At 46.0% G+C, this 20,061-nt stretch carries 16 protein-coding genes and 4 pseudogenes; 10 read left to right on the forward strand and 10 right to left on the reverse strand.

Annotated features, from left to right (window positions below):
- The first annotated feature begins 8 nt into the window (after positions 1–8).
- Positions 9–1,016, forward strand: a complete 1,008-nt coding sequence (locus ACL7TT_RS04295; protein WP_299939826.1) for a fumarylacetoacetate hydrolase family protein — start codon at positions 9–11, stop codon at positions 1,014–1,016.
- A gap of 1,015 nt (positions 1,017–2,031) precedes the next feature.
- Positions 2,032–2,592 (forward strand): hypothetical protein, encoded by a 561-nt coding sequence (locus ACL7TT_RS04300; RefSeq protein ID WP_299939823.1) that lies wholly within the window; start codon positions 2,032–2,034, stop codon positions 2,590–2,592.
- A 624-nt stretch (positions 2,593–3,216) separates the two neighbouring features.
- On the opposite strand, the pseudogene ACL7TT_RS04305 reads toward ACL7TT_RS04300, so the two are convergent.
- A pseudogene (locus ACL7TT_RS04305) lies at positions 3,217–3,807 on the reverse strand (thiamine pyrophosphate-binding protein); the annotation flags it as partial.
- A gap of 345 nt (positions 3,808–4,152) precedes the next feature.
- On the opposite strand from ACL7TT_RS04305, the gene ACL7TT_RS04310 reads away from it, so the two are divergent.
- Positions 4,153–5,178: a helix-turn-helix domain-containing protein gene (locus tag ACL7TT_RS04310; protein ID WP_413393434.1), complete on the forward strand. Its 1,026-nt coding sequence runs from the start codon at positions 4,153–4,155 to the stop codon at positions 5,176–5,178.
- Positions 5,179–5,262: 84 nt separating this feature from the next.
- On the opposite strand, the gene ACL7TT_RS04315 is transcribed toward ACL7TT_RS04310, so the two are convergent.
- Positions 5,263–5,772: a hypothetical protein gene (locus tag ACL7TT_RS04315; RefSeq protein WP_413393435.1), complete on the reverse strand. Its 510-nt coding sequence runs from the start codon at positions 5,770–5,772 to the stop codon at positions 5,263–5,265.
- A 50-nt stretch (positions 5,773–5,822) separates the two neighbouring features.
- On the reverse strand, positions 5,823–7,157 hold the full coding sequence (locus ACL7TT_RS04320; protein WP_413393437.1) for an NAD(P)/FAD-dependent oxidoreductase: 1,335 nt from the start codon (positions 7,155–7,157) through the stop codon (positions 5,823–5,825).
- A 466-nt stretch (positions 7,158–7,623) separates the two neighbouring features.
- Between ACL7TT_RS04320 and ACL7TT_RS04325 the strand changes: the two genes are divergently transcribed.
- Positions 7,624–8,535, forward strand: a complete 912-nt coding sequence (locus tag ACL7TT_RS04325; protein ID WP_299939812.1) for a bile acid:sodium symporter family protein — start codon at positions 7,624–7,626, stop codon at positions 8,533–8,535.
- Positions 8,536–9,021: 486 nt separating this feature from the next.
- Positions 9,022–9,255, forward strand: a pseudogene (locus ACL7TT_RS04330) (transposase); the annotation flags it as partial.
- A 52-nt stretch (positions 9,256–9,307) separates the two neighbouring features.
- On the opposite strand, the gene ACL7TT_RS04335 reads toward ACL7TT_RS04330, so the two are convergent.
- A complete protein-coding gene (locus ACL7TT_RS04335) occupies positions 9,308–9,682 on the reverse strand; it encodes a transposase (protein WP_299939809.1) in 375 nt (124 codons plus the stop codon).
- A 41-nt stretch (positions 9,683–9,723) separates the two neighbouring features.
- Here ACL7TT_RS04335 and ACL7TT_RS04340 point away from each other — a divergent pair, with 41 nt between their 5' ends.
- On the forward strand, positions 9,724–10,227 hold the full coding sequence (locus ACL7TT_RS04340) for an SMI1/KNR4 family protein (RefSeq protein ID WP_413393439.1): 504 nt from the start codon (positions 9,724–9,726) through the stop codon (positions 10,225–10,227).
- 122 nt (positions 10,228–10,349) lie between these two features.
- Here the strand turns inward: ACL7TT_RS04340 and ACL7TT_RS04345 are convergent, their stop codons facing one another.
- Positions 10,350–11,030, reverse strand: a complete 681-nt coding sequence (locus tag ACL7TT_RS04345; protein WP_413393441.1) for a DUF7822 domain-containing protein — start codon at positions 11,028–11,030, stop codon at positions 10,350–10,352.
- A gap of 436 nt (positions 11,031–11,466) precedes the next feature.
- On the opposite strand from ACL7TT_RS04345, the gene ACL7TT_RS04350 reads away from it, so the two are divergent.
- The 3 genes from ACL7TT_RS04350 (at position 11,467) to ACL7TT_RS04360 (ending at position 14,411) form a co-directional block, all read left to right on the forward strand.
- Positions 11,467–11,823, forward strand: coding sequence for a VOC family protein (locus ACL7TT_RS04350; protein WP_413393443.1), 357 nt, complete (start codon positions 11,467–11,469; stop codon positions 11,821–11,823).
- A gap of 121 nt (positions 11,824–11,944) precedes the next feature.
- Complete coding sequence (locus ACL7TT_RS04355) at positions 11,945–12,436, forward strand: P-loop NTPase family protein (protein ID WP_413393445.1); 492 nt, start codon at positions 11,945–11,947, stop codon at positions 12,434–12,436.
- A 190-nt stretch (positions 12,437–12,626) separates the two neighbouring features.
- A complete protein-coding gene (locus ACL7TT_RS04360) occupies positions 12,627–14,411 on the forward strand; it encodes a DUF885 domain-containing protein (protein WP_413393446.1) in 1,785 nt (594 codons plus the stop codon).
- A gap of 1,137 nt (positions 14,412–15,548) precedes the next feature.
- Here the strand turns inward: ACL7TT_RS04360 and ACL7TT_RS04365 are convergent.
- A pseudogene (locus tag ACL7TT_RS04365) lies at positions 15,549–15,749 on the reverse strand (IS256 family transposase); the annotation flags it as partial.
- Between the two features lie 21 nt (positions 15,750–15,770).
- A complete protein-coding gene (locus ACL7TT_RS04370; protein WP_413393447.1) occupies positions 15,771–16,085 on the reverse strand; it encodes an IS4 family transposase in 315 nt (104 codons plus the stop codon).
- Between ACL7TT_RS04370 and ACL7TT_RS04375 the strand changes: the two are divergent.
- Positions 16,066–16,842 (forward strand): annotated as a pseudogene (locus ACL7TT_RS04375) (IS5 family transposase); the annotation flags it as partial. The gene ACL7TT_RS04370 and the pseudogene ACL7TT_RS04375 sit on opposite strands and share 20 nt — an antisense overlap.
- A gap of 108 nt (positions 16,843–16,950) precedes the next feature.
- Here the strand turns inward: ACL7TT_RS04375 and ACL7TT_RS04380 are convergent.
- The 3 genes from ACL7TT_RS04380 to ACL7TT_RS04390 form a co-directional block, all read right to left on the reverse strand.
- Complete coding sequence (locus tag ACL7TT_RS04380) at positions 16,951–17,655, reverse strand: DUF4386 domain-containing protein (protein ID WP_413393449.1); 705 nt, start codon at positions 17,653–17,655, stop codon at positions 16,951–16,953.
- Between the two features lie 81 nt (positions 17,656–17,736).
- Complete coding sequence (locus ACL7TT_RS04385) at positions 17,737–18,573, reverse strand: helix-turn-helix domain-containing protein (protein WP_413393451.1); 837 nt, start codon at positions 18,571–18,573, stop codon at positions 17,737–17,739.
- A gap of 89 nt (positions 18,574–18,662) precedes the next feature.
- Positions 18,663–19,613, reverse strand: a complete 951-nt coding sequence (locus ACL7TT_RS04390) for an IS5 family transposase (protein ID WP_413393453.1) — start codon at positions 19,611–19,613, stop codon at positions 18,663–18,665.
- Between the last annotated feature and the right edge of the window lie 448 nt (positions 19,614–20,061).

Below are 20,061 nucleotides of genomic sequence, written 5' to 3' on the forward strand. Positions count from 1 at the left end.
GAGGCACAGTGAAGTTAGCCAGTCTGAAATCCGGCCGCGACGGCCAACTGGTTGTCGTCAGCAACGATCTTACCCGTATGGTGGCAGCCGGTGATATCGCTACGACCATACAGAGCGCACTGGACAACTGGGCAGTAGTGCGCGGTGAACTGGAGACACTGTACCAGCGCCTGCAAAGCGGTGAAATCCAGGGCGAAGCGTTCGATCAGACCCGGTGCGCCTCGCCTCTGCCGCGCGCCTACCAATGGGCCGATGGCAGTGCTTATGTAAACCATGTGGAATTGGTGCGCAAGGCCCGCGGTGCCGAGGTGCCGGAGAGTTTCTACAGCGACCCGCTGATGTACCAGGGTGGTTCCGATACCTTCCTGGCCCCGCGCGAGCCGGTGAAGATGCCACAGAGCAATGGCTTCGGTATCGACTTCGAAGCGGAAATTGCCGTGGTCACCGATGATGTGCCTATGGGGGTGTCCGCTGAGGATGCGCTGTCACATATCAAGTTGGTAATGCTGGTGAACGACGTTTCCCTGCGCGGCTTGATTCCTGCAGAATTGGCCAAGGGGTTCGGATTCTACCAGTCCAAACCCTCCAGCGCCTTCTCGCCGGTGTGTGTCACTCCCGAGCAATTGGGCGATAGCTGGCGTGAGGGCAAATTGCATCTGCCGCTGGTTTCACAGCTGAACGGAGAAAAGTTTGGCGAGCCCAATGCCGGTATGGATATGACCTTTCATTTCGGTCAGCTGATCGCCCACGCTGCCAGAACCCGTCCACTCTGTGCGGGCACCATTATTGGTTCCGGTACCGTGTCCAATAAATTGGACGGCGGCCCCGGTAAACCGGTGGCAGAGGGCGGTGTCGGCTACAGTTGTATCGCCGAGATCCGTATGATTGAAACCATCCAGAAGGGCTCGCCGAGCACACCGTTTATGGATTTTGGCAATACCATTGCCATTGAAATGTTTGACAGGAATGGTCAATCTGTTTTTGGGCGTATTGATCAGGTCATAGAGCAGGCATAATTGACGCTCTGTATAAAATCCGGCTGTATTCCGTGGGCTGCGGCTTTTCAAGCTGCAGTTTTCTGTTCAGTCGGGTTTTTTACCAGAGATGGTCTTCGTCTGTTTCCCTAATCCAAGCCGGTCTGTAACTCCTGGGTGTGTACATGTGATGGCCCTAGCCTGAATATTTCACCAAACTTATTATGTTCAGGGGCAGTCGCACAATCTTGTTTCGGGTATTCAGGCAATAGATTTTTGTTCAATAAATAGCGAACTCAGCTGAATTGCGGCGCAACTCCCCAACTCCCCAACTCCCCCAACTCCCCCAACTCCCCAACTCCCCAACTCCCCAACTCCCCAACTCCCCAACTCCCCAACTCCCCAACTCCCCAAATCCCCAACTCCCCAAATCCCCAAATCCCCAAATCCCCAAATCCCCAAATCCCCATGCTTTTGCTGTACGCCGGGGACAGCGCTCATGCGGAGTTATCCGCTGAACAGGCGCTCCGTCGTGTGGCGAAATAGCTTTTGCCGATTCCGATAACATAATCGACGCTCCGGCGATCACACCCATTCAGAGGGCGCGGCACACAAAAGCAAACAATGATCAAATCGGCTATCAATGTGGGATTCCACAATCATTTTGATGGTTATTCCGGGAATGCCAGTGCCACTGGGTGAAGTTGGCTGGATTCCAAAAGGTTGTGTTGGTCTTCCCTGTGCCGTAACCCCCAGAGACTTAACGAATTGACAGGCCATAAGCAGATAAAATTTAATTAGTATTCTGTGCCTGTTCAAGTATGATTCAACGCCAATGCCACATCAAAAAATAGTGCCAGAGTGGATTTAAAAACCGATCTTTTACTCTGTCTGCACAGGAATTTTTCTGCTTCAATGCGCGCCTAATTGATTGAGAGTCGCTATCCAAACTCCGGTGTATGAATTGAACTGGGTTTTAGGAATGCGCTTCAGATTCGAATCTAAGTCGTTAAAAATTTCATGATGATTCGAATTATTCCAACACATGAGGTGCCAGATGGCTAAGTATGATTTTCTAAACGAAAAAGTAAATAGAGTTAGGCGGCGCGTTGGTAGAATAATAAATGGCAAGAATTTACCGCCCTATGCCTACCGGTTCGACACTAGAGAGCCTGCCGTGATTCGAATATCTGGTTTTCAGCCTTGGGATGCTTTAGGGGCTGTTTCACTCATGGAACATGTGAACAACGCATTTGCGGCCAAGCATTCAAAAGCAGGACTGCAAACTAAGTATGAAAGCCAGTGGGTATCCACAGGTGGTTATGGATTAATTGCAAAAATTGATCCTACATTCGCGCAACAGATATTGAATACAAACCTTTATAAGATTGATACTTCCATTGCGTTGCGTACCGGTAATTTTTCTGATGCAAATGACCATTTCGACCGGGCAGGTGTCAATAGGCCTTATGCAACACAGAGGGAATGGATTAAGAGTGGTGGAATACCCCAGGAAGCCGTTATAGAGTGCATGGAGGGTCTCACTTACGCTAATCAGCTTGATAATCGGGGCAACGCCCCCGCCGAAAATTTACTGCAAGGCTGGCGTAGATTTTAAAGGTTTATCAACAGGTATAACGGATAAGGATAGATCGCGTAAAGGCCAGGCGCGCCTGGCCTTTATCTGGGGTTACCCAATGATCGTGGGGCGACGCTTGCAGATGTTGCAAGGCGTGTCGGATCCGCCAGTGGGGTAGCGGGAGGGAAGCCGGTTGCTCTTTACACTGAAACCCAGAGGCCGGACAAAAAACCAATATCCGGGTTGAGCCGCAACCAATCGGTTCCGGTCTGCTTCATGGGCATTTTACAAAAGCATCATTGAGCACTCTTGATAGACTGCTGAATAATTACGGGTAAGCCAGATTTCACTCGGGGTTTTACTTTTTTAATCAACTGGCTTTTCGCTTATTCCTATTGAGAAACACATCCTCGATGGAATCTCCACTTATCCAACTGCTTTGTAGACCGCAAGAGGAAAATGGCTGTAGTGACGAATAAATAAGTCAGGTCACTAAATTTCAGGAAACTTGGTCCAAATCCGATACCCTTTGCATAAACACGGCATTTTCATGACACTTTTATTGGATCCTTCCGCAGTGTTATTGTTTTCATGAATGGAGAGAAGAATTGCCTGGCGCCAATTTGGCGGGCCCTGTTCGTTTCATGCCTGCACTTTTCCCGGCTACTGGATCATGTCCTTCCAGGCAGCGCGTATTACGATAGTACGGTCTAGGCTATATCTGGAAATTACTGTTGTCGTTCCGAATAATCCAGCTGGTGTATTTTTTAAACTTTGCAAGATCAGAAATAAGTCCGGTTCCGATTTGAATATTGACAGAAACTTCAATAAATACTCGGCCGGACTGTCAGTGTGGAGCCAAGTGATTCGCTTCATAGAAACTAGAAATAATTTCGGAAAGAGTACCAATTTTAAAACACCCTTGGTAATCGGTTCCAGCAGATTATGCTGATCAATATCATGAAGTTGGTGCTTGAAATTACTCTCACTGTGAATCCCGACAACAATGGCCAACAGGAGAATACTATCCAGGGATGCTTCACCAATACCACTAGCAGCATGGATAACACCGGCAGCGGGTACGATCACCATTGTTCCGATACCACCACTTGTCCGGCTCACTGCATCGCTCATAAATGCTCCATGGCCTTCTTGGGTAACCAGTAAGGGAGTTATTGCCTCTGATTGATCTAATGCGTCGTATATTTTGATTTTGTGAACAACGGGGATTTCAAAGGTGTGAGTAACCCCTGCCTGTTCGAGGGAATATTGAACTTACCAGGCTCCGGTTTTTTTCATCATTGTTATTCATGACTGCTGATAATACAGACTTGTTATTGTTCTCTGGTGGAAAAGATACTAAAGAAGTTAGTTTCTCAGTGCTGTTCCAGCAGTAACGGAAAGTATGCAAATTGAGGCAGCAATAAGGGGTGAGGAGTGATATAAGTCATAGCGCTGTTTTTCTTCATGGATAAGGTGATACAATGTAAAAATTTTTAGTCGCCATGTAGTTACATGGATTGCCTTACTTACCAGTAGGAAGTAAGGGTGCAGAAGTGAGTAAGAGAGTACTATCACTATCATTCCAGGAAACCGTTCATGCGTCGTCAGCAACGACTTTTGAAAAAAAATAATGTGCACCGTTTTCATAAGGCGCTGGTTCGACAGGGCGTTGATGTAAAAACCATCTACGATGAGTTGGGTATAGATGCTTCCGTAATGTTGGACGAAAAAAATGCCAGCGTTAGCATGTCAAAATACCTGGCGCTTATGGAATTAGCATCTGAGCACACTGGCTGTCGTTTCCTGTCGGCGAATATGGCACTCAACCCTGAAACCCAGTATCAAGGTGTACTGGGCTACATTCTATCCAATGCACCTGTATTTTCTGCAGCACTGTCTCTACTTAGTCAGTACATCATGCTCGCATCCCCAGGAGCGTCCGCAAATTTTAGAGAAGCTAGTGGTGAGTGTTTTCTTACCTACAAGATACACCATGCGACAGTGACAGAGTGTCAACAGGACGTGGAAGGAACTATTGTCCAGTTTGTGCTGATGATCAGGAATATGCTCAGCGAGCAAAATTGGTTACCAAATAGTATCTATTTTGAGCATGGAAATTCCGACAGCTTGAACGAATCAACATTTCCATTGGCATGTGATGTTATTTTTGATCACCATTTCAGTGGTATCAGTTTTCCAGGAGAGTTATTGGATTATCCAATCACCGGTTCAGACCCTAAACTTCTGGAGTTGCTGGAAAGCCATGTACGATCCACACCAGAATACCTTGCCCATAGCAGTTCGCTGGTGGATCAGGTGAGGTTTCAGATTGGCGTCAATCTTGAGGATCGAGAGGTCAGTGCAGATAAGATTTCTTCAACCCTTGGAATGAGTCGCCGCACAATGCACCGTCGTTTAAGTGAACTGGGCACTTCATTTAACAGCTTGAAAGAAGATATCGTTTTTGTACGAGCTAAAGAGTATCTGTCAGATACGGATGTAACGATTACTGAGCTGGCACAGAAGCTGGGGTACTCGGATTCCAGCTCTTTTGATCGGGGCTTCAAGAGAATGGCGGGCTTAACACCCCTGAATTACCGGAAAAAGTACAGTCAGCTTTGAATGGAATAAATGATTGATCAGTGTACTTTCGCAGGAGTTCACCGATCAATATCTTCAAAATAGCGTTGATATTCTGAGTGGTTTTTACGATGCCTTTGGTTGGATGACCTTCATGATTTTCACTATCATCCACTTTATTAAAGCTACCAGTGAAATCAGAAATCCCAGCTTATAACCCATGGACTTGACCGGTGTTGTATATGCCTTGATATCCAGCAGGTCAGCAGTATTTATTAGTGCCAAGGTCTGTACAACACCCTCTACCAAGTCCAGGGGAAGTGCGGCCAGCGGGGGGAGAGCCAGTATCCATCCGAACTTGCCAAATGCATTCATGGCGGCGCTGGCGAACAGTGAGGCAGCGGCAAATGGCAGGATGAGGTCCAATGTGTTAGTGAACCAAAGGTGTCCTGTAATCTGCTCAGAAGTCATATGGCTTAGTAGTATACGGGCACCTTCCGGGTCGCTGATACCATCTATAAGCATCAGGTTTGCATAAGGTACGATCCATTTGGAAAAGAGGATCATGGGTACTGCAATAATCATTAAAAAAACTAATACTTTTGGATTTCTTAGAGAGTTAATGATTGTTCCCATATATTTTCTGCCAGTTCTTTATTAATTCTGTTTTTAGTTTTAATGGTTATTTAGAGTGGTGAGGCAAGTTTCATCACGCTCTGTAGCATCATGTTGCGGTAGTAGTCTCTTGGAATTGGTAGGGAGCCTGCTGTGTCTTCCAGGAACTGAACATCAGGATCTGGATTACCTGTTATCCGGCTGGCACTAAGATAGCCGATATTATGCCCGGGCATAATCCCGAGTCCGTTGTAAGCGATACCGATATGAACATTGTTTTCACCAATAACACTGAACACAGGTTTTTCCGATACCGTATGTCCGGTAACGCCATGCCATGCGATGTCTGGTTGAAGTTCATGGATATTAGGGTAACGTTTTTCAAATAAATTGAGAGCAGTGGCTTTTGCGCCCTCAGGACTATGCCATACTTGAGAATCAAACTTTTCATAACCCAGAACCATTCGCATAAAGAAATGGCGGGTAGGTGTTAAGCTGAAGGTTACAGGTAGAGTGACTTTCTCGAAACGTGTCGTCCACTGGTCCAGGCCATACCGGTTAATTTCATCGAGCGTCAGTTGCCGTGTTGCCAGGGTGTATTGATGAATTGGAAAAGCCGTGTGAGGGAAGATACCGAGGCGTGAACTGTAGGCATTGGTGGCAACCATAGCATGGGATGCAGTCACATCGCCCCCTGGTGTGTTTATGGTGACTACCTTACCATGATAAATCTTCGTGGCTGGAGATTGCTCAAAAATTTCAACACCAACATCGAATGCTGCTTTTAGATGGCCGGACAGTAATTTTGCTGGCTGTATTTTGTAATAGCCTGGTGATACGACACCGCCATTATAAGAACGACTATGAAGACGTTCATTTAGTCTAGGGGCGGGTATCCAGCGTTCATTGGAAGTCATTCGAGAAATCAGAGTGGCCGCCTGGGACGAATTATTGGCGAGTATCAGGGTTGGAGACGGCATAAAATCACAGTCAATCTGCTGGTCATCAATAAATGCTTTTAGTCGTTCGAATCCCCGATCAGCGAAGTCCTGATTATTAATGCCCACCTGACGGGCGTAGACGATTCCTGAGTTTCTGGAACTGGCGCCAGAACCAACCATATGGGATTCCAAAACGATGACATTCCAATCAGGGCGCATCTTTTTCGCATAATAGGCACAGCTCAAACCTGTATAACCAGCTCCGATAATAGCGAGATCTACTTTTCTTGAGTGATCAAGGGGTTTGAAGCTAGGCTGTGTTGGCAATTGTAGGGTCCACAGGGACAGATCACGTTCTACATTGATCTCAACACCACGGGGGGCTGTAAGTGCTCCTAAAATTCCTGGGGCCGCAATAGCTGCTGCGCCGCCTCCAAGCAATAACTGGCGTCGAGATAGTTTCATAATGATCCCATAATTTGTAGTTAGCTTCCGGGCACGATATTACGCCTGGTATCTATCTACTTTTAATAAACCGAAGTATGACTAATTAAAATAAAAATGGTTAGAGAGAGGCTGCTCATCATAAGCTTTACAATGAAAAAAGTGACTAATATTTAACACGATAACCCGGATTTATTATTTTAATTCGGTTCGATTGGAGTTTATTGAATTGAAAGAAGAAGTACTTGTCTCGATGAGACAGAAAACAGACATTTTGGGTCTAAGTTTCAGAAAGGGAATAATACATGGGAATCAATACGTTATCAGCTTGACAAGAGGTTTCTATTTCCCGATGCTCTATTCCGGATATCACGCTCATTCACAAAGGCTGATATTTTAAATCCGGCATTTCTTTGTATATTATCAACAGTGAAATCTAATTCTTTATATCTGGATCACTACATCTAGAACAATAACAAGGTGATGTATGGGTGAATTTTATATTCAAAATGAATACGGGTTTTCTGTCTTTCAATTGGTAACGGCAATGATTGGTATGGGGGCGACTCTAACTCCCAGTGATTTCAGGGAATTGCTTCTGGAACCTAAAGCAGTTGCCTGTGGAACACTGATCCAAATTGTGGTGGTCCCTGCCATTGCTTTTGGTTTCATTTCGGTATTTGGCCTCACAGGTGGTATTGCATTTGGAATAGCGCTAATTGCAGCGGTTCCCGGAGGTTCTACATCCAATATATTTACCCACTTTGCCCGGGGAAATCTGGCGCTGTCTGTGGCAATCACGGCGATTACTACATTACTCTGCTTGATTACCACGCCGTTAGTTCTGAAAATGCTGATCAGTTCTGATATGCCGGCAGATTTCGTTATGCCCACGGGTAAAATAATGAAAGAAATAGCTGTAACCCTATTGTTACCATTGTCACTGGGTATGCTTTATCTACGTTTATTTCCAGACACGGCCATTCTACTTTCACGATGGGCTATTCGTATTTCCATGTTCGGCCTGCTAATGATCATCGTTGGCGCCTCCCAGGCAGACCGTTTGGACCTAGAAGCGTTTGGAATGAAGAATATCTATTTGATTCTTTTCTTGATTTTGGTGATGACCTTGTTGAGGTCGCTACTATTCAGAGGAACTTTAGGTCTTTCTCGGTGGGATGCTACAGCGGTAGATATGGAAGTGGTGGTACGGAACATCAATCTGGGTTTGATGCTGAAGGTATTGTTGTTTCCAGTAGTTGCCGGTCAACCAGACCCGGTAGGTGATATTGTCCTTATTTCTCTTCTGATGTACGGCGCACTGCAGACGTTTGTTGCCATCGGTCTTGTTGGTTTTAAGCGTTATCGGATGAAGAGACTGATAGTTGAGCAGGTCTGAACTTCTAGAGTTTAAGTAATATTCAGTGAATATAAAAAAGCAAAATAGTATTCTTGCATCTGTTTGTGCTCGATGTTCAATTCCTGCGTTATCAGCGATCTGCTTACGCGTGTTTTTAAACAATTGAACCTGGTTTACATACAAAAAATCAAAGCGTATGATTCTCGGGAAGGTATTTTCAATGCCGGCTGCTTTGAAAAGGCAGCCTGACCAAAATGATTCATATTTCTTATTATCAGAAATGGCCGCCTTGCCTTTGGAGTATGCGAATAAGTTCACAAGCACGAGTTAATCTCAGAACAGTTCAGCCACTGATGATTTTCTCATGCCCAGCAGCTTAGCTTTGCAGATAGTGAGTTTGTCTAGAAACATCGAACAATTCGCAAGGAACGATTTTTGGCAAAACTGGAAAAACTACTGCCTTGGCATAGGCTCATCAATCTCATTGAGCCTTACTACCCTAAACGCTAAAATGGTCGTCCACCCTACACACTGGAAGCCATGCTTGGTATTCACTGTCTTCAACAGTGGTACGGCCTCAGTGAAAAAGGTATAGAAGATGCCCTTTATGAAAAGCATCAAATTGGTCGAGCTACTTTTACTGAAGTCAACAGCTGGCTGGTAGAATCAGGGGTGATCCTGAAAGAAGGTACCCTAGGAGGCCGTCCGAAAACTACCCATAACACAAATGAGAGCTTCAATATTTTTTCAATCGTTTAAAAATTAACCTATATTCTGGCTATTTGGGATAGGAAATTCCAGTTTTTGCCCTTTATATGGCCATTTTCAGTCTTTTCGCTTCTTCAATACAGATTGATCCTGTGGAAATCGATTTGGCAATTTTTTTGAAGTCATAAGCACTGCAGACCAATGAAAATTCTCCGGCTACTTTTTCTTTGCCCCGGACACTGAAACCTCGGAATTCTGAGTTCTTGATCTGGTCAAAAGACGGTTCTGCAATGGCCTTACATCGTTTATATACCGCTTTGGCTTCTTTGGTTTCCATTTTGCGGTTCATCGCCTGAAGTATTGCCTCGTGCCGGTTAGTGCGTATCACCTTACCGGGATCTTTGTTATCACCACTGCACCGTTTATGTAAGAAGAGCGTGTATTTAAGAGGGCCTCGATAGACTGGAGTAGCCGGCATGAAGTAGTATCTCCATCTTTTTCACTATAGAGAATATCGATATGACACTGGAAGAGTTTGTTGCAGTCATTAGGGGGGAGGGCGGAAAGGCGGCATCAGATGAAGCGCTTTCAGCTTTCGAGCGCAGGATGGATTTGACACTTCCCCAGGAGTTGAAACACTTTTTGAAATGTTGCGGTGGTGGGCGCGTCATTGAGACGCCTGTTGAATATCTCGATGAGCGAGGTGCACAACTGATACCCAGGCGTATGTACAGCCTGGATGAAATGCAGGCGGCATTCAATTCACCTGTTGACTCATGGGTCCCGAAGGCGCTATTGCCGATCGGAGTTGACGAAGGCGGAAATACGATAATGCTGTGCCTCCGCAAGGACCGGTTCGGCCAGATTTTCCTTTTCGATCACGAATGCGTTCACTATCCAGGTGATGATGAATGCCCTGATACAATCGAAACTATTGAGGAGGCCGAAGACTATCGTTTAGGATACTACGCACCCAGTTTTCGTCAGTTCCTGGATGATCTTCGGGTTGTGGAAACGGTATGATGCGCGTCGGCAAATTACCCGGAGATATGAAAAAACTCAACAATCTCCGGGGTTACACATTTATGCAACCCTGCTTATATCACAGCCCGTTGGGGTGATACCCCAAGTGAGATCGGGTAAAGTTACACAAACTCATCAAACTCTTCCTTATTTTCGAGTTCGCAATAAAGAACATCGCTCCAGTATAGTCCCAAGGGAGTATCATTATCTAAACAGTCGAAATTATCGTTGAACAGGATTCTATAAAATACGTTAAGGGGTGGAGCTTTCTCTTTCTCAGCCGCTTCTTTGAGAATATCCGCGGCCATTCTGGGATCTCCTGGGAGTGAATCGATAGCGGCCCCGACATCACGGCAAGCAGTAACTTCAGCTTCAACACAGGCGCGCAGTGCAGCTTCCTCTTCCTCCTCCATACAGCCCAGCTCAATGGTCTCAAGCAGTAGATAGCGATCCTGATGCTGCTGAAGGAAATCCACCGTTTCATCCAGCATGGACAACAGAGGTGCAGACTTTTCTGCGGCAAGTAATCGCACGACTTCGATAAACTTTTTGAATCGTATGAATCCCGCCTCAAAGTCACCGCTTATCGCATAGAGCTGTGTCTTATCATCGGGTGAATCACTTTCAAAGCCGTCTGAAACCAATGAAGCACAAAGCTTCGGGTTGCCCGACAAAAGGATGCGGTATGACAGCGGAACATTATATGGCCACTCTGATAAGCCAGAAATCGATTTGGGTCGGTCTGTATAGGAGATTGGTTGGTTGCTGAGGCTGTACAGATATGAGCGGTTCGCCAATTGCATATACTCCTGGGACATATACCCGTGAGGGTATGGGTTTTTGCGATAAAGCATCTTTCGAAAAGGTGGATTATTAGAAAGCAAACGCTGGATAATGGCAAGTCAAACATACCGAGTAGTAACTGCTGCCAACCCAGAGGACTTTGATAATTCTGTGAGGTAAGAGAGTGTACAAAAACTCAGGCGGGTCAAGGCGTATATCCTTAACCATAAGCAGAGTTTTTGGTACATTTTTTCCAGGTTTTGGATTTTATATCATTGACAAAACTGCTTTCTGACTCAATGATAATGGTTGCTGAACTAATATGTGCAGTTCAAGTCCGGCTTATCGACAAGCAGGAATCTGGCAACTTGATAAGTATCATCCACTGTGCCCAGTCTATACACTGTGTATACTTCAGTGCATAAGAACGGCTTTTAGCTTGATGCGGAGGAAAAAATGAGCACAGCTCCAAAAAGTGGAGTTATAGTTTACTCAAAAAAGTTCAAGAATTTATCTAAGTTCTATATTGTAATGTTTGGGATGAATTTATTGCGGGAAACAAAAGAGTTTGTCAGTATCGGTAATGATCAACTGAATATTGTTGTGCATGCACCACCCTTTGAAGTATCGGCGCATACTCTTAATACCATAAAAATATTTCTTACCGTAGAGTGTCTTAATAAAGCAAGAGGCAAAGCTGAAAAATTGGGTGGTCAAGCATTGGAGGGAGAGTGGTCAAACCCTTTATTTAAAGTGTGCAATATGGTTGATCCTGATGGCAACCAAATCCAACTTAGAGAGTTCATATCTTAGCAGGTAACCCCAGTCCCACTTTTAGCTTCTGTGCCCATAACGAGTTGCTCGGCTTTTCTGGCGGCTGCGATTTGTCTACAGTTATCCATGGGGTTTTGTGATATTAAACCTGGAGGTTGTGATGAGGAAAATTTTAATTTTTGGAAATTCCGGTTCTGGGAAATCTACACTTGCCAGACATATTGCAGGTAAAGAGGGTTTGGCCCATTTGGATCTGGATCTTTTGGCATGGCTGCCAATATCGCCACCTCAAAGAAGAACTATTGAAGAATCACGGATAAGGATAAATAGTTTTCTGCAGGAGCAGAATGGATGGGTGGTTGAGGGATGCTACACTGATTTACTGGTACTTCTGAAGCATGAAGCCACGGAAATAATATTTATGGACCTCGGCGTTGAACAATGTATCGTCAACGCCAGGAATCGCCCCTGGGAGCCGCACAAGTACAAGACTCAAGAAGCCCAAGACGCAAATTTGGAAATGTTGGTCAGCTGGATTAGGGAATATAATCTAAGGTCAGATGCAGTCTCCTATCAATCACATCGTAACTTTTACGATACTTTTCAAGGCAATAAGAGGATTTATACCGAGAATCAGGTGAACAAACACTGATTCGATACAATTACCTTTGCCTCTATAGAGGGTGTTTAAAACGCTGTATTATAACCAGCCGTAAAGATTATTGTCTTTCTCCAGGCGACCGGAAATCCGCAAGGAGTTTCCGATCGCAAAAAAGCAGCCCTCGATTACGCCACCCATGTTATGGTTACGAAATGATTTGAACGGAATAATGGAGAGAAAAGTGAAATCTGGCAGCACCCTGGGCAACCGCCTTATTCGATTCTCCGGTGCCCTAGTGGTCACCTGTATTCTTGCCCCGGCGGGCTGGGCCGCTACAGCCACCGAGCAACTGCACAGTGTGATTGAGGACCACTGGAAATACAGTTTACGCGAAGACCCTATCACCGCCGGGCGTATGGGTGTGCGGGATTATAACCGACAGCTGCCGGGGGTGACCGCTGAGGATCGCGCGCGCCGCCTGGAGGCCGAGCGCCAGTTCCTCAATCGCCTTAACGCCGTGGATGCAAAGGACCTGGTTGAATCGGACAGGATCAACCGTGAACTGCTCGCGTGGGTACTGGAAAGCGGTATTGAAAGCAAGACGCTGTTCCTGGAGCGGGTTCCCCTGAACACCTTCTCCAGCTTCTACAGCAGCGCACTGAATGCCAACCGGGGTCTGGCCATGTACCGGGTCAGCGACTACGAGGATTATATTGCCCGGATTAGAGCATTCGGCCGCTACTTCGATGAAAACATCGCCAATATGCGCGAGGGCATACGCACCGGCTTTGTACTGCCCAGGATTGTGGTGGAAGGGATAGCGCCCACAGTGCGTGCACAGGTCTACTCAGACCCCACCGAGAGCAGTTTGTACAAGCCTTTCGCGGAAATGCCCGCATCTATTCCAGCCGCAGAACAGCAACGCCTGCGCGATGCCGGTACAGAGGCAATCCGGCAAGTGGCCATGCCGGCCTTTGCCCGCGTTGCCGATTTCCTTGAAGGAGATTACCTTAAGGCTGCCAGCGAGACCATTGGCGCAGAACAGATGCGCGATGGCAGCGAGTACTACCGTCATAATATTCGTTATTATGTCACCATGGATATGGACCCGGCGCAGATCCACCGTATCGGTCTTGAAGAGGTGGGGCGCATCCGTACGGAAATGGAAGCCTTGATTAAGGAATCCGGCTTTAAAGGCAGTTTTGAGGAGTTTACCCACTTCCTGCGTACAGATCCGCAGTTTTATGCCAACACACCGGAAGCACTTTTGAAGGAAACCGCCTATATCGCCAAGCGTATTGACTACCGCTTGCCGGAATTTTTCAATCTGCTGCCGCGCACGCCCTATGGTGTGGTGCCGGTACCCAGTGAGATAGCCCCCAACTACACCACGGCTTCCTATAACCCCGCCGCCATTGGCGGTATCCGCGGCGGTGCCTACTGGCTGAACACCCACGGACTGGACCAGCGTCCCCTGTACGAGTTGCCGGCGTTGACCCTGCATGAGGCGGTGCCGGGGCACCACCTGCAAAACGCGCTTTCCCAGGAGCTGGAAAATGTACCGGACTTTCGCCGTAACCTTTACCTGAGCGCCTTCGGTGAAGGCTGGGCTCTCTATTCGGAACGCCTCGGCAAGGAGATGGGCCTATATACCACCCCCTACGAACACTTTGGGCGCCTCAGCTATGAAATGTGGCGTGCCGCCCGCCTGGTGATCGATACGGGTATCCACTCCCAGGGCTGGACCCGCCAGCAGGCCCTGGATTTTCTCTCTGACAACACCTCCCTATCGCCGGCCAATGTGCGTGCGGAAGTGGACCGCTATATCTCCTGGCCGGGACAGGCGCTCTCCTACAAGATGGGTGAGATCAAAATTCGCCAGCTGCGCGCCCAGGCAGAAAAGGCCCTTGGGGACAAGTTTGATCTACGGGCATTCCACGACGCCATTCTCAGCAATGGCGCCCTGCCGCTTTCCATGCTGGAAACGCAGATACAGCGCTTTATCGCCGAGCAGAAAGCCCCTTAGCAAGGATTGAAATGTATTTTCAGCAGCCTGCAACCCTAAGGGTATGTTCGAGCCATAAGTCATGGTTACCGGAGATTAAGTTGTCGCACAGGGACCGTAGTCCGGTTGTCTGCGTGCTCAATTTGTGTCAATCATAGAAAAATAAATTCCTAAAACGAGTAAATACAATGCGTTACAGGTAGTAGTTTATTCCAGGATAGAGGTCGCGATGACCTTTTTCTATTTTGTGCAACTGTACAAAATTGTACAATTGATTGATTTAAAAGGAAATATTAGACAGGTGACGCAGAGTCTCCTCCGAGAGAGTAATCAGGATAATAGTGCTCATGCCGGTCGCTGTATAAATTTGCTTTATTGGTCTTTCAAAATTTTTAGTAATAGCTATCGAGAGGAATATCATGGAGTACAAAATAGAAGCGGTCTCTCAATTATGGAGTTTAGTCGGCCTCACAGAGAAAGCTACACGGCGAGCTAACGATCTGGCTCGTGACGGTTGGGAGCTTAAAGACATAAGGCAAGGCTGGAGTGGTTTCATGTTTTCTACTATTTATATGGTTTTCCAAAGATAAAAATAATAAACAAAATATGGCATGACCTACTAGTCAGCCCGATAATCAGGTAAAGCGTAGGCCGCCCTGTTGGCAACGCTATGTGTAAAAACCAATGAGCAGATTACTAGCCATTCTATTTATGTTGCCCATCCAGGTACTTGGTATTCCATACCATTGCCCAACTGATGGGGTAATGCATAATAAAGAGGCTTTGAATGAGGCCTATGAAAAAGCCGAGATAGTATTTCTCGCCAATGTCACTCTAGGCAATGAGCCCATGAATAAGACTCGTTGGCAGTATCCGGTTATTACTCCAGCTCTAAAGGGGAAGTTGAGACAGAGGGTTATTTAGATGATGGCACACAGGCTTGTGACTTTATGGAAACAACTTTAAAGGGTGTTTATCTCATTTTTTGGGAAAAGTAAAATGATCCAGTTACAAACAAAAATTCCAAGTTCACAGTTTATGGTAACTCAAAGATCATCGAAGAATGGGTTCTTAATCGGGCTAAGGCAAAATACATACCAAATAAAGATATGTTGTGCCTGCCACAACATATTTGGTGAGGGTGTTCAAAACGCTGTATCAGCCAAGTAGCCTCATATATTTCGCCAAGCGAACTGGGAAGTGGATCGTCAGCTGTGACAGCGTCAAGTTCCAGTTCTGGATCGGCTGCGTCCAGCGCCCGAAGGCTTTCAGTATACCGCCGTAAAGCAGCTTGAGTAAGCTGTTCTCATTGGCAAGGCTGCCCTTGGTTTTAGTCAGCTTGCGGAACTGGCGGTGTACAGTAAGCGATCAAATAACCATTTAATTACCCACATCTAAGGCGAGTTCGAAGCCCGCACGCAATTCATACAGTTTGTTCATGCCTCTCCAAATGACGGTATTGCCTGGTGGCGGATCACTTGCCCGCGCTAAGTATCCACCCCATCTCGCTAATCGATCGATATAATCCGGTAAAGTTGAAGGCACCACTATTTTCTGAAAATACTGGATCAATATTTTCCTTTCAATATCATCAAAAGCCAAGTTTGGAGACAACCGCTTGTCTTCTCTATTTAACATTGTCAGCCAATGTATTCTCCACGCCAGAATGCATGTGATGCTGCGTATCCACTGCATGCAGCTGTTTTACAACCTCAGCGACCCGGCTATGGAGGATGCACTGTATGAGATTGAGTCTATGCGTCGCTTTGCGGGCCTGCGCCTATCCGACAGCCTGCCGGACGAAACGACCATCCTGAAGTTCCGCCACCTGCTGGAACAGCACAATCTCGGGAAGAAATTGTTTCGAGAGATCGGCAAGTACCTCTCTGACCATGGGTTAGCGCTGCGCGAGGGGACGATTATCGATGCTACGATCATTTCTGCTCCCGGCTCTACGAAGAACCGCGAAGGAAAACGCGACCCTGAAATGCATCAGACCCGAAAGGGCGATGAATGGCATTTTGGAATGAAGATGCACATTGGCGTGGACGATGGATTGGGGCTGATTCACAGCATAGAGACCACTAGCGCCAATGAACACGATATTACGCAAACCGACAAATTGTTGCATGGCGATGAGCAGCGAGTCTGGGGGGACGCCGGCTACCGCGGTGTAGAGAAGCGGCCGGAGCATCAAGGCAAAAGTATCGACTGGTACATCGCCATGCGCCCGGGCAGTCGGCGCAAGCTTGCCAGGAATAGTGACATGGCCAAAGCGGAGAAAATCAAAGCTCAAGTTCGCGCCAAAGTCGAGCATCCGTTTCTCACGATCAAGAGAATTTTCGGATACAGCAAAGTTCGCTATCGCGGTCTCGCGAAAAATACCGAGCGCCTGCATCTACTGGCGGGCTTTGCAAATCTGTTAAAGAGCAAAGATTACCTCCTCGCGTAGGAGAGGTGCGTCTACGATTCGCCAGGAGGCGGGTTGCAGCCGAAGATAGATGAAAATGCGAGCAATTATTTTTCCAAAATAAGGAAAATCCACGAAAAAGCTGATTTTTTACAAATTCCTGAACTTGCTCAGAGCTTCCCTAGTGTTCTTAGAGGTTGCAGGTAGGTGAAACCCTTTAACAAACAGCCACAACGGTAAAAGTAGCTCAAATAGTGCGCCAGGAATATACAGAAAGCCACCACCTAAATTGATTGCAAAAAAATCAGATGTCACTTTTAACAACAATAACAAATAGCCTAAAAGGCCTAATACTGATAATGCCCGTGGTATTAAGCGGTATTGATAAAAGGTTATGCAAAGGATAAATCCACATAATGCTAATGGGATCATACCAAGTTGAAAATTAATATAACGCTCAGCCTTGAGAATATCTGCTATGAAATAGAAATATTCAACATTGGGTGCAGAGGCATCAAGTAGTGCTTGACTTACATTTATTAGAGACAACAAGGCTACAACCCCAATAAGTAACATGATAGCCTCAATTGCTCGAAAGCTAATATAAGCTAATGCTATTCGTTCGTTTAATTGCTTAACGATGGGGAAGATTGTTATCGCAATGCCTACTACAGCAGCTGAATTAACAAACTCAAGTAATGCAGCTAAAGTTAATAGGTTTTTGTGTGGATATGCCTGCGCTAAAAAATCGGGCAAGTTCATTAAACTTGATATCAATTCACTTGCTGTTAAGTAAGAAGCTGTAGAAATAATAAATAGTGCACCTATTAAGCGCGCTGCAAACATGTTTGACATAGGTCTTTCCTTAAAGTGATATTTTTCATAGGAAAGTATCAACCACCTTGTGGTCTACGTCGTCCTAATAGGCACATTCGTCTATAAAATTTCAGATATATTTTGATTGTCAGCTTGTTTACGGTATGCCGTAGGCGTAACTCCTTCAGATTTTTTAAATGCCAGGTTGAATGTAGATCGTGAGTTGAAGCCAGATTCTAACGAGATATCAATAATAGATTGACTTGTATTTATGAGTAATTTCTTAGCCTCTTCGACACGATATTGGTTGATAAACGAAAAGAAGTTAACACCTAAATGTTGGGATAAGGTTTCAGAAATATGATTCTCTGATACATTGATTGTGCTCGATAATTGATTCAGGGAGAGTTCGTTTTCACAAAATAAACGTTCTCTCTGCATGGCGTGACGCAACTTTTCAGCTATACGAATCATTCTATCTATATCCAATGTAGCGGTGCGAGATAGTGTTTCATGATCTTCAGATTTTTGGTTGTCAGCCAACAGAGGCTGGTTGAGTGATAAATATGCAAATACTAATAGCAATATCAGATTTAACATTGGAATTACTAGGCCTGATCCCTCCCAACGAATGCCCATAAAACCTAAAATGTATTCGATTGTATATAAAATCCAGACACTCCCCCATAAAAGTAGAATTAACCGCAGCCAATCTAATGATTCTTTTTCAATATCTGAAAATCTCTGCATTAACTGGAATCTATGCTTAATTTGCAATCTATACGTAGCACCGAGATAAATTAAAGTAGTTATTAAAAAAATAAGTATTAAGAGTAAACAAGTTAGAAAAGCAAATTTGAATAGCTCTGGGTCACGCGTTAAAGGATTAGCTAAGGAACCTCTGATTAATTCACCTTCCTCCCGCGCTCCCACACCAAAACGGGAGGAGTTGATCAAGGATCAGTCAAAAATTACGTTTTCACAGAAAATGACCCCCGTTTTCCTCACCCAAAGCCCGCTTTTCACGGATTTTGGGCGCACTGCCCCTATGCGGACAGATATTTTTTCCCAATCAATAAATTGGTGAAGCCTGCTAACATGCACAGACGTTGGGTATTTTTCTCCAGTCCCCGATAGCGCACTTTGCGGTAGCCAAAGATGCATTTGATATATCGGAACGGGTGCTCCACTTTGGCCCAGATCTGCGCCTTGATTTTTTCCGTCGCTTTCAGCTCTTCTTTGCCCGGCAGCGTCTTCAGCTTGCTCGGCTTCATGGCGATATGCCACTCAACCTTCTTATCTTTTAATTCTTCACGCTTCTCGGCACCGGTATAGCCGGAATCGCCCCAAATACGCTTTTCCTCGCCGTGCAGCAATTGTTTTGTTGCTGTCACGTCGTGCGCATTGACGGCCGTGGTTTCGAGGCTGTGGATAAGTCCGAGTACGTCGTCGGTACCAATGTGCGTTTTCATTCCGAAGTGCCAAGTGTTGCCTTTTTTTGTTTGGAGCATTTCCGGATCGCGTTCTTTGGCTTGGTTTTTTTTCGAGCTGGGTGCAGAAATAATGGTGGCATCGACGATGGTGCCCTCGCGCAACATCATGCCTTTTTCCCGCAAGTAGCCGTTGAACTCTTCGAAAAGTTTGCGCCCAAGGTCGTTTTTTTCCAGCAGGCGGCGGAAGTTAAGGATGGTGGTTTCATCCGGAATTCTGCCCGCCAAGCGCAGCCCGGAGAAATTGCGCATGGATTCGATTTCGTAGAGCGCATCTTCCATTGCCGGGTCGCTGAGGTTGTAAAACAGCTGCATGCAGTGAATGCGCAGCATGACATCAAGCGAATACGCCCGCGGGCCGCGGTCGTTGTTGTGGTAGAAGGGCTCGCTACGGTCGCGCAGGCGCTGCCAGGGAATGAGCGCATCCATCTTTGCCAGAAATTTCTCGCGCCGGGTTTGACGGCGCTTGCTTCGGTATTCGGCTTCGGCGAAGGTGACTTGATGCATGATTTTGGGTAGCCTTGAGGAGTAGTACGATTCTATCCGATACTTGGGGAATTATTCAGAGGTTCCCTAACGCCAGTTTTTGTTCTGCATTGAGCCCAAGGGCAAAAGGGAGCAAAGCTATTATACCTAGCAAAGGGCCAATACAGGCTAAAGCGATTGATTTAGTATGCAATACACTTGAACGCGTCATCATAGATCGAGCGTAAAAATAAAAAGCAGGGCCTATAAAGGTTGCTATGGGCAATTGCAATCCGACCAGATTAGGGAAATACTGATAACCTCCGGAAGCAATTAATAAATCACCTAGTGCAGTGTATTAAATTGACCGCTGATATATAATCTTGAGCGCTCTCCCTACAAACAGGAGTTAGTCAGATGCCCGCTCAGGTCAAAATTACACTGTCAGATAAAGATAGAAAGCAGCTGGAAAAATACGTAAAAAGCCGCA

The organism is Microbulbifer jejuensis, assembly GCF_047289955.1.
Classification (GTDB): Bacteria; Pseudomonadota; Gammaproteobacteria; order Pseudomonadales; family Cellvibrionaceae; genus Microbulbifer.

What these genes read in the sequence shown, in the direction of transcription:
- ACL7TT_RS04345 (WP_413393441.1), bottom strand. Translation starts at nt 11,030, where the DNA reads ATGCAATTGGCGAACCGCTCATATCTGTACAGCCTCAGCAACCAACCA.
- ACL7TT_RS04380 (WP_413393449.1), bottom strand. Translation starts at nt 17,655, where the DNA reads ATGTCAAACATGTTTGCAGCGCGCTTAATAGGTGCACTATTTATTATT.
- ACL7TT_RS04370 (WP_413393447.1), bottom strand. Translation starts at nt 16,085, where the DNA reads ATGCAGTGGATACGCAGCATCACATGCATTCTGGCGTGGAGAATACAT.
- ACL7TT_RS04325 (WP_299939812.1), top strand. Translation starts at nt 7,624, where the DNA reads ATGGGTGAATTTTATATTCAAAATGAATACGGGTTTTCTGTCTTTCAA.
- ACL7TT_RS04300 (WP_299939823.1), top strand. Translation starts at nt 2,032, where the DNA reads ATGGCTAAGTATGATTTTCTAAACGAAAAAGTAAATAGAGTTAGGCGG.
- ACL7TT_RS04355 (WP_413393445.1), top strand. Translation starts at nt 11,945, where the DNA reads ATGAGGAAAATTTTAATTTTTGGAAATTCCGGTTCTGGGAAATCTACA.
- ACL7TT_RS04335 (WP_299939809.1), bottom strand. Translation starts at nt 9,682, where the DNA reads ATGCCGGCTACTCCAGTCTATCGAGGCCCTCTTAAATACACGCTCTTC.
- ACL7TT_RS04315 (WP_413393435.1), bottom strand. Translation starts at nt 5,772, where the DNA reads ATGGGAACAATCATTAACTCTCTAAGAAATCCAAAAGTATTAGTTTTT.
- ACL7TT_RS04310 (WP_413393434.1), top strand. Translation starts at nt 4,153, where the DNA reads ATGCGTCGTCAGCAACGACTTTTGAAAAAAAATAATGTGCACCGTTTT.
- ACL7TT_RS04350 (WP_413393443.1), top strand. Translation starts at nt 11,467, where the DNA reads ATGAGCACAGCTCCAAAAAGTGGAGTTATAGTTTACTCAAAAAAGTTC.
- ACL7TT_RS04320 (WP_413393437.1), bottom strand. Translation starts at nt 7,157, where the DNA reads ATGAAACTATCTCGACGCCAGTTATTGCTTGGAGGCGGCGCAGCAGCT.
- ACL7TT_RS04340 (WP_413393439.1), top strand. Translation starts at nt 9,724, where the DNA reads ATGACACTGGAAGAGTTTGTTGCAGTCATTAGGGGGGAGGGCGGAAAG.
- ACL7TT_RS04390 (WP_413393453.1), bottom strand. Translation starts at nt 19,613, where the DNA reads ATGCATCAAGTCACCTTCGCCGAAGCCGAATACCGAAGCAAGCGCCGT.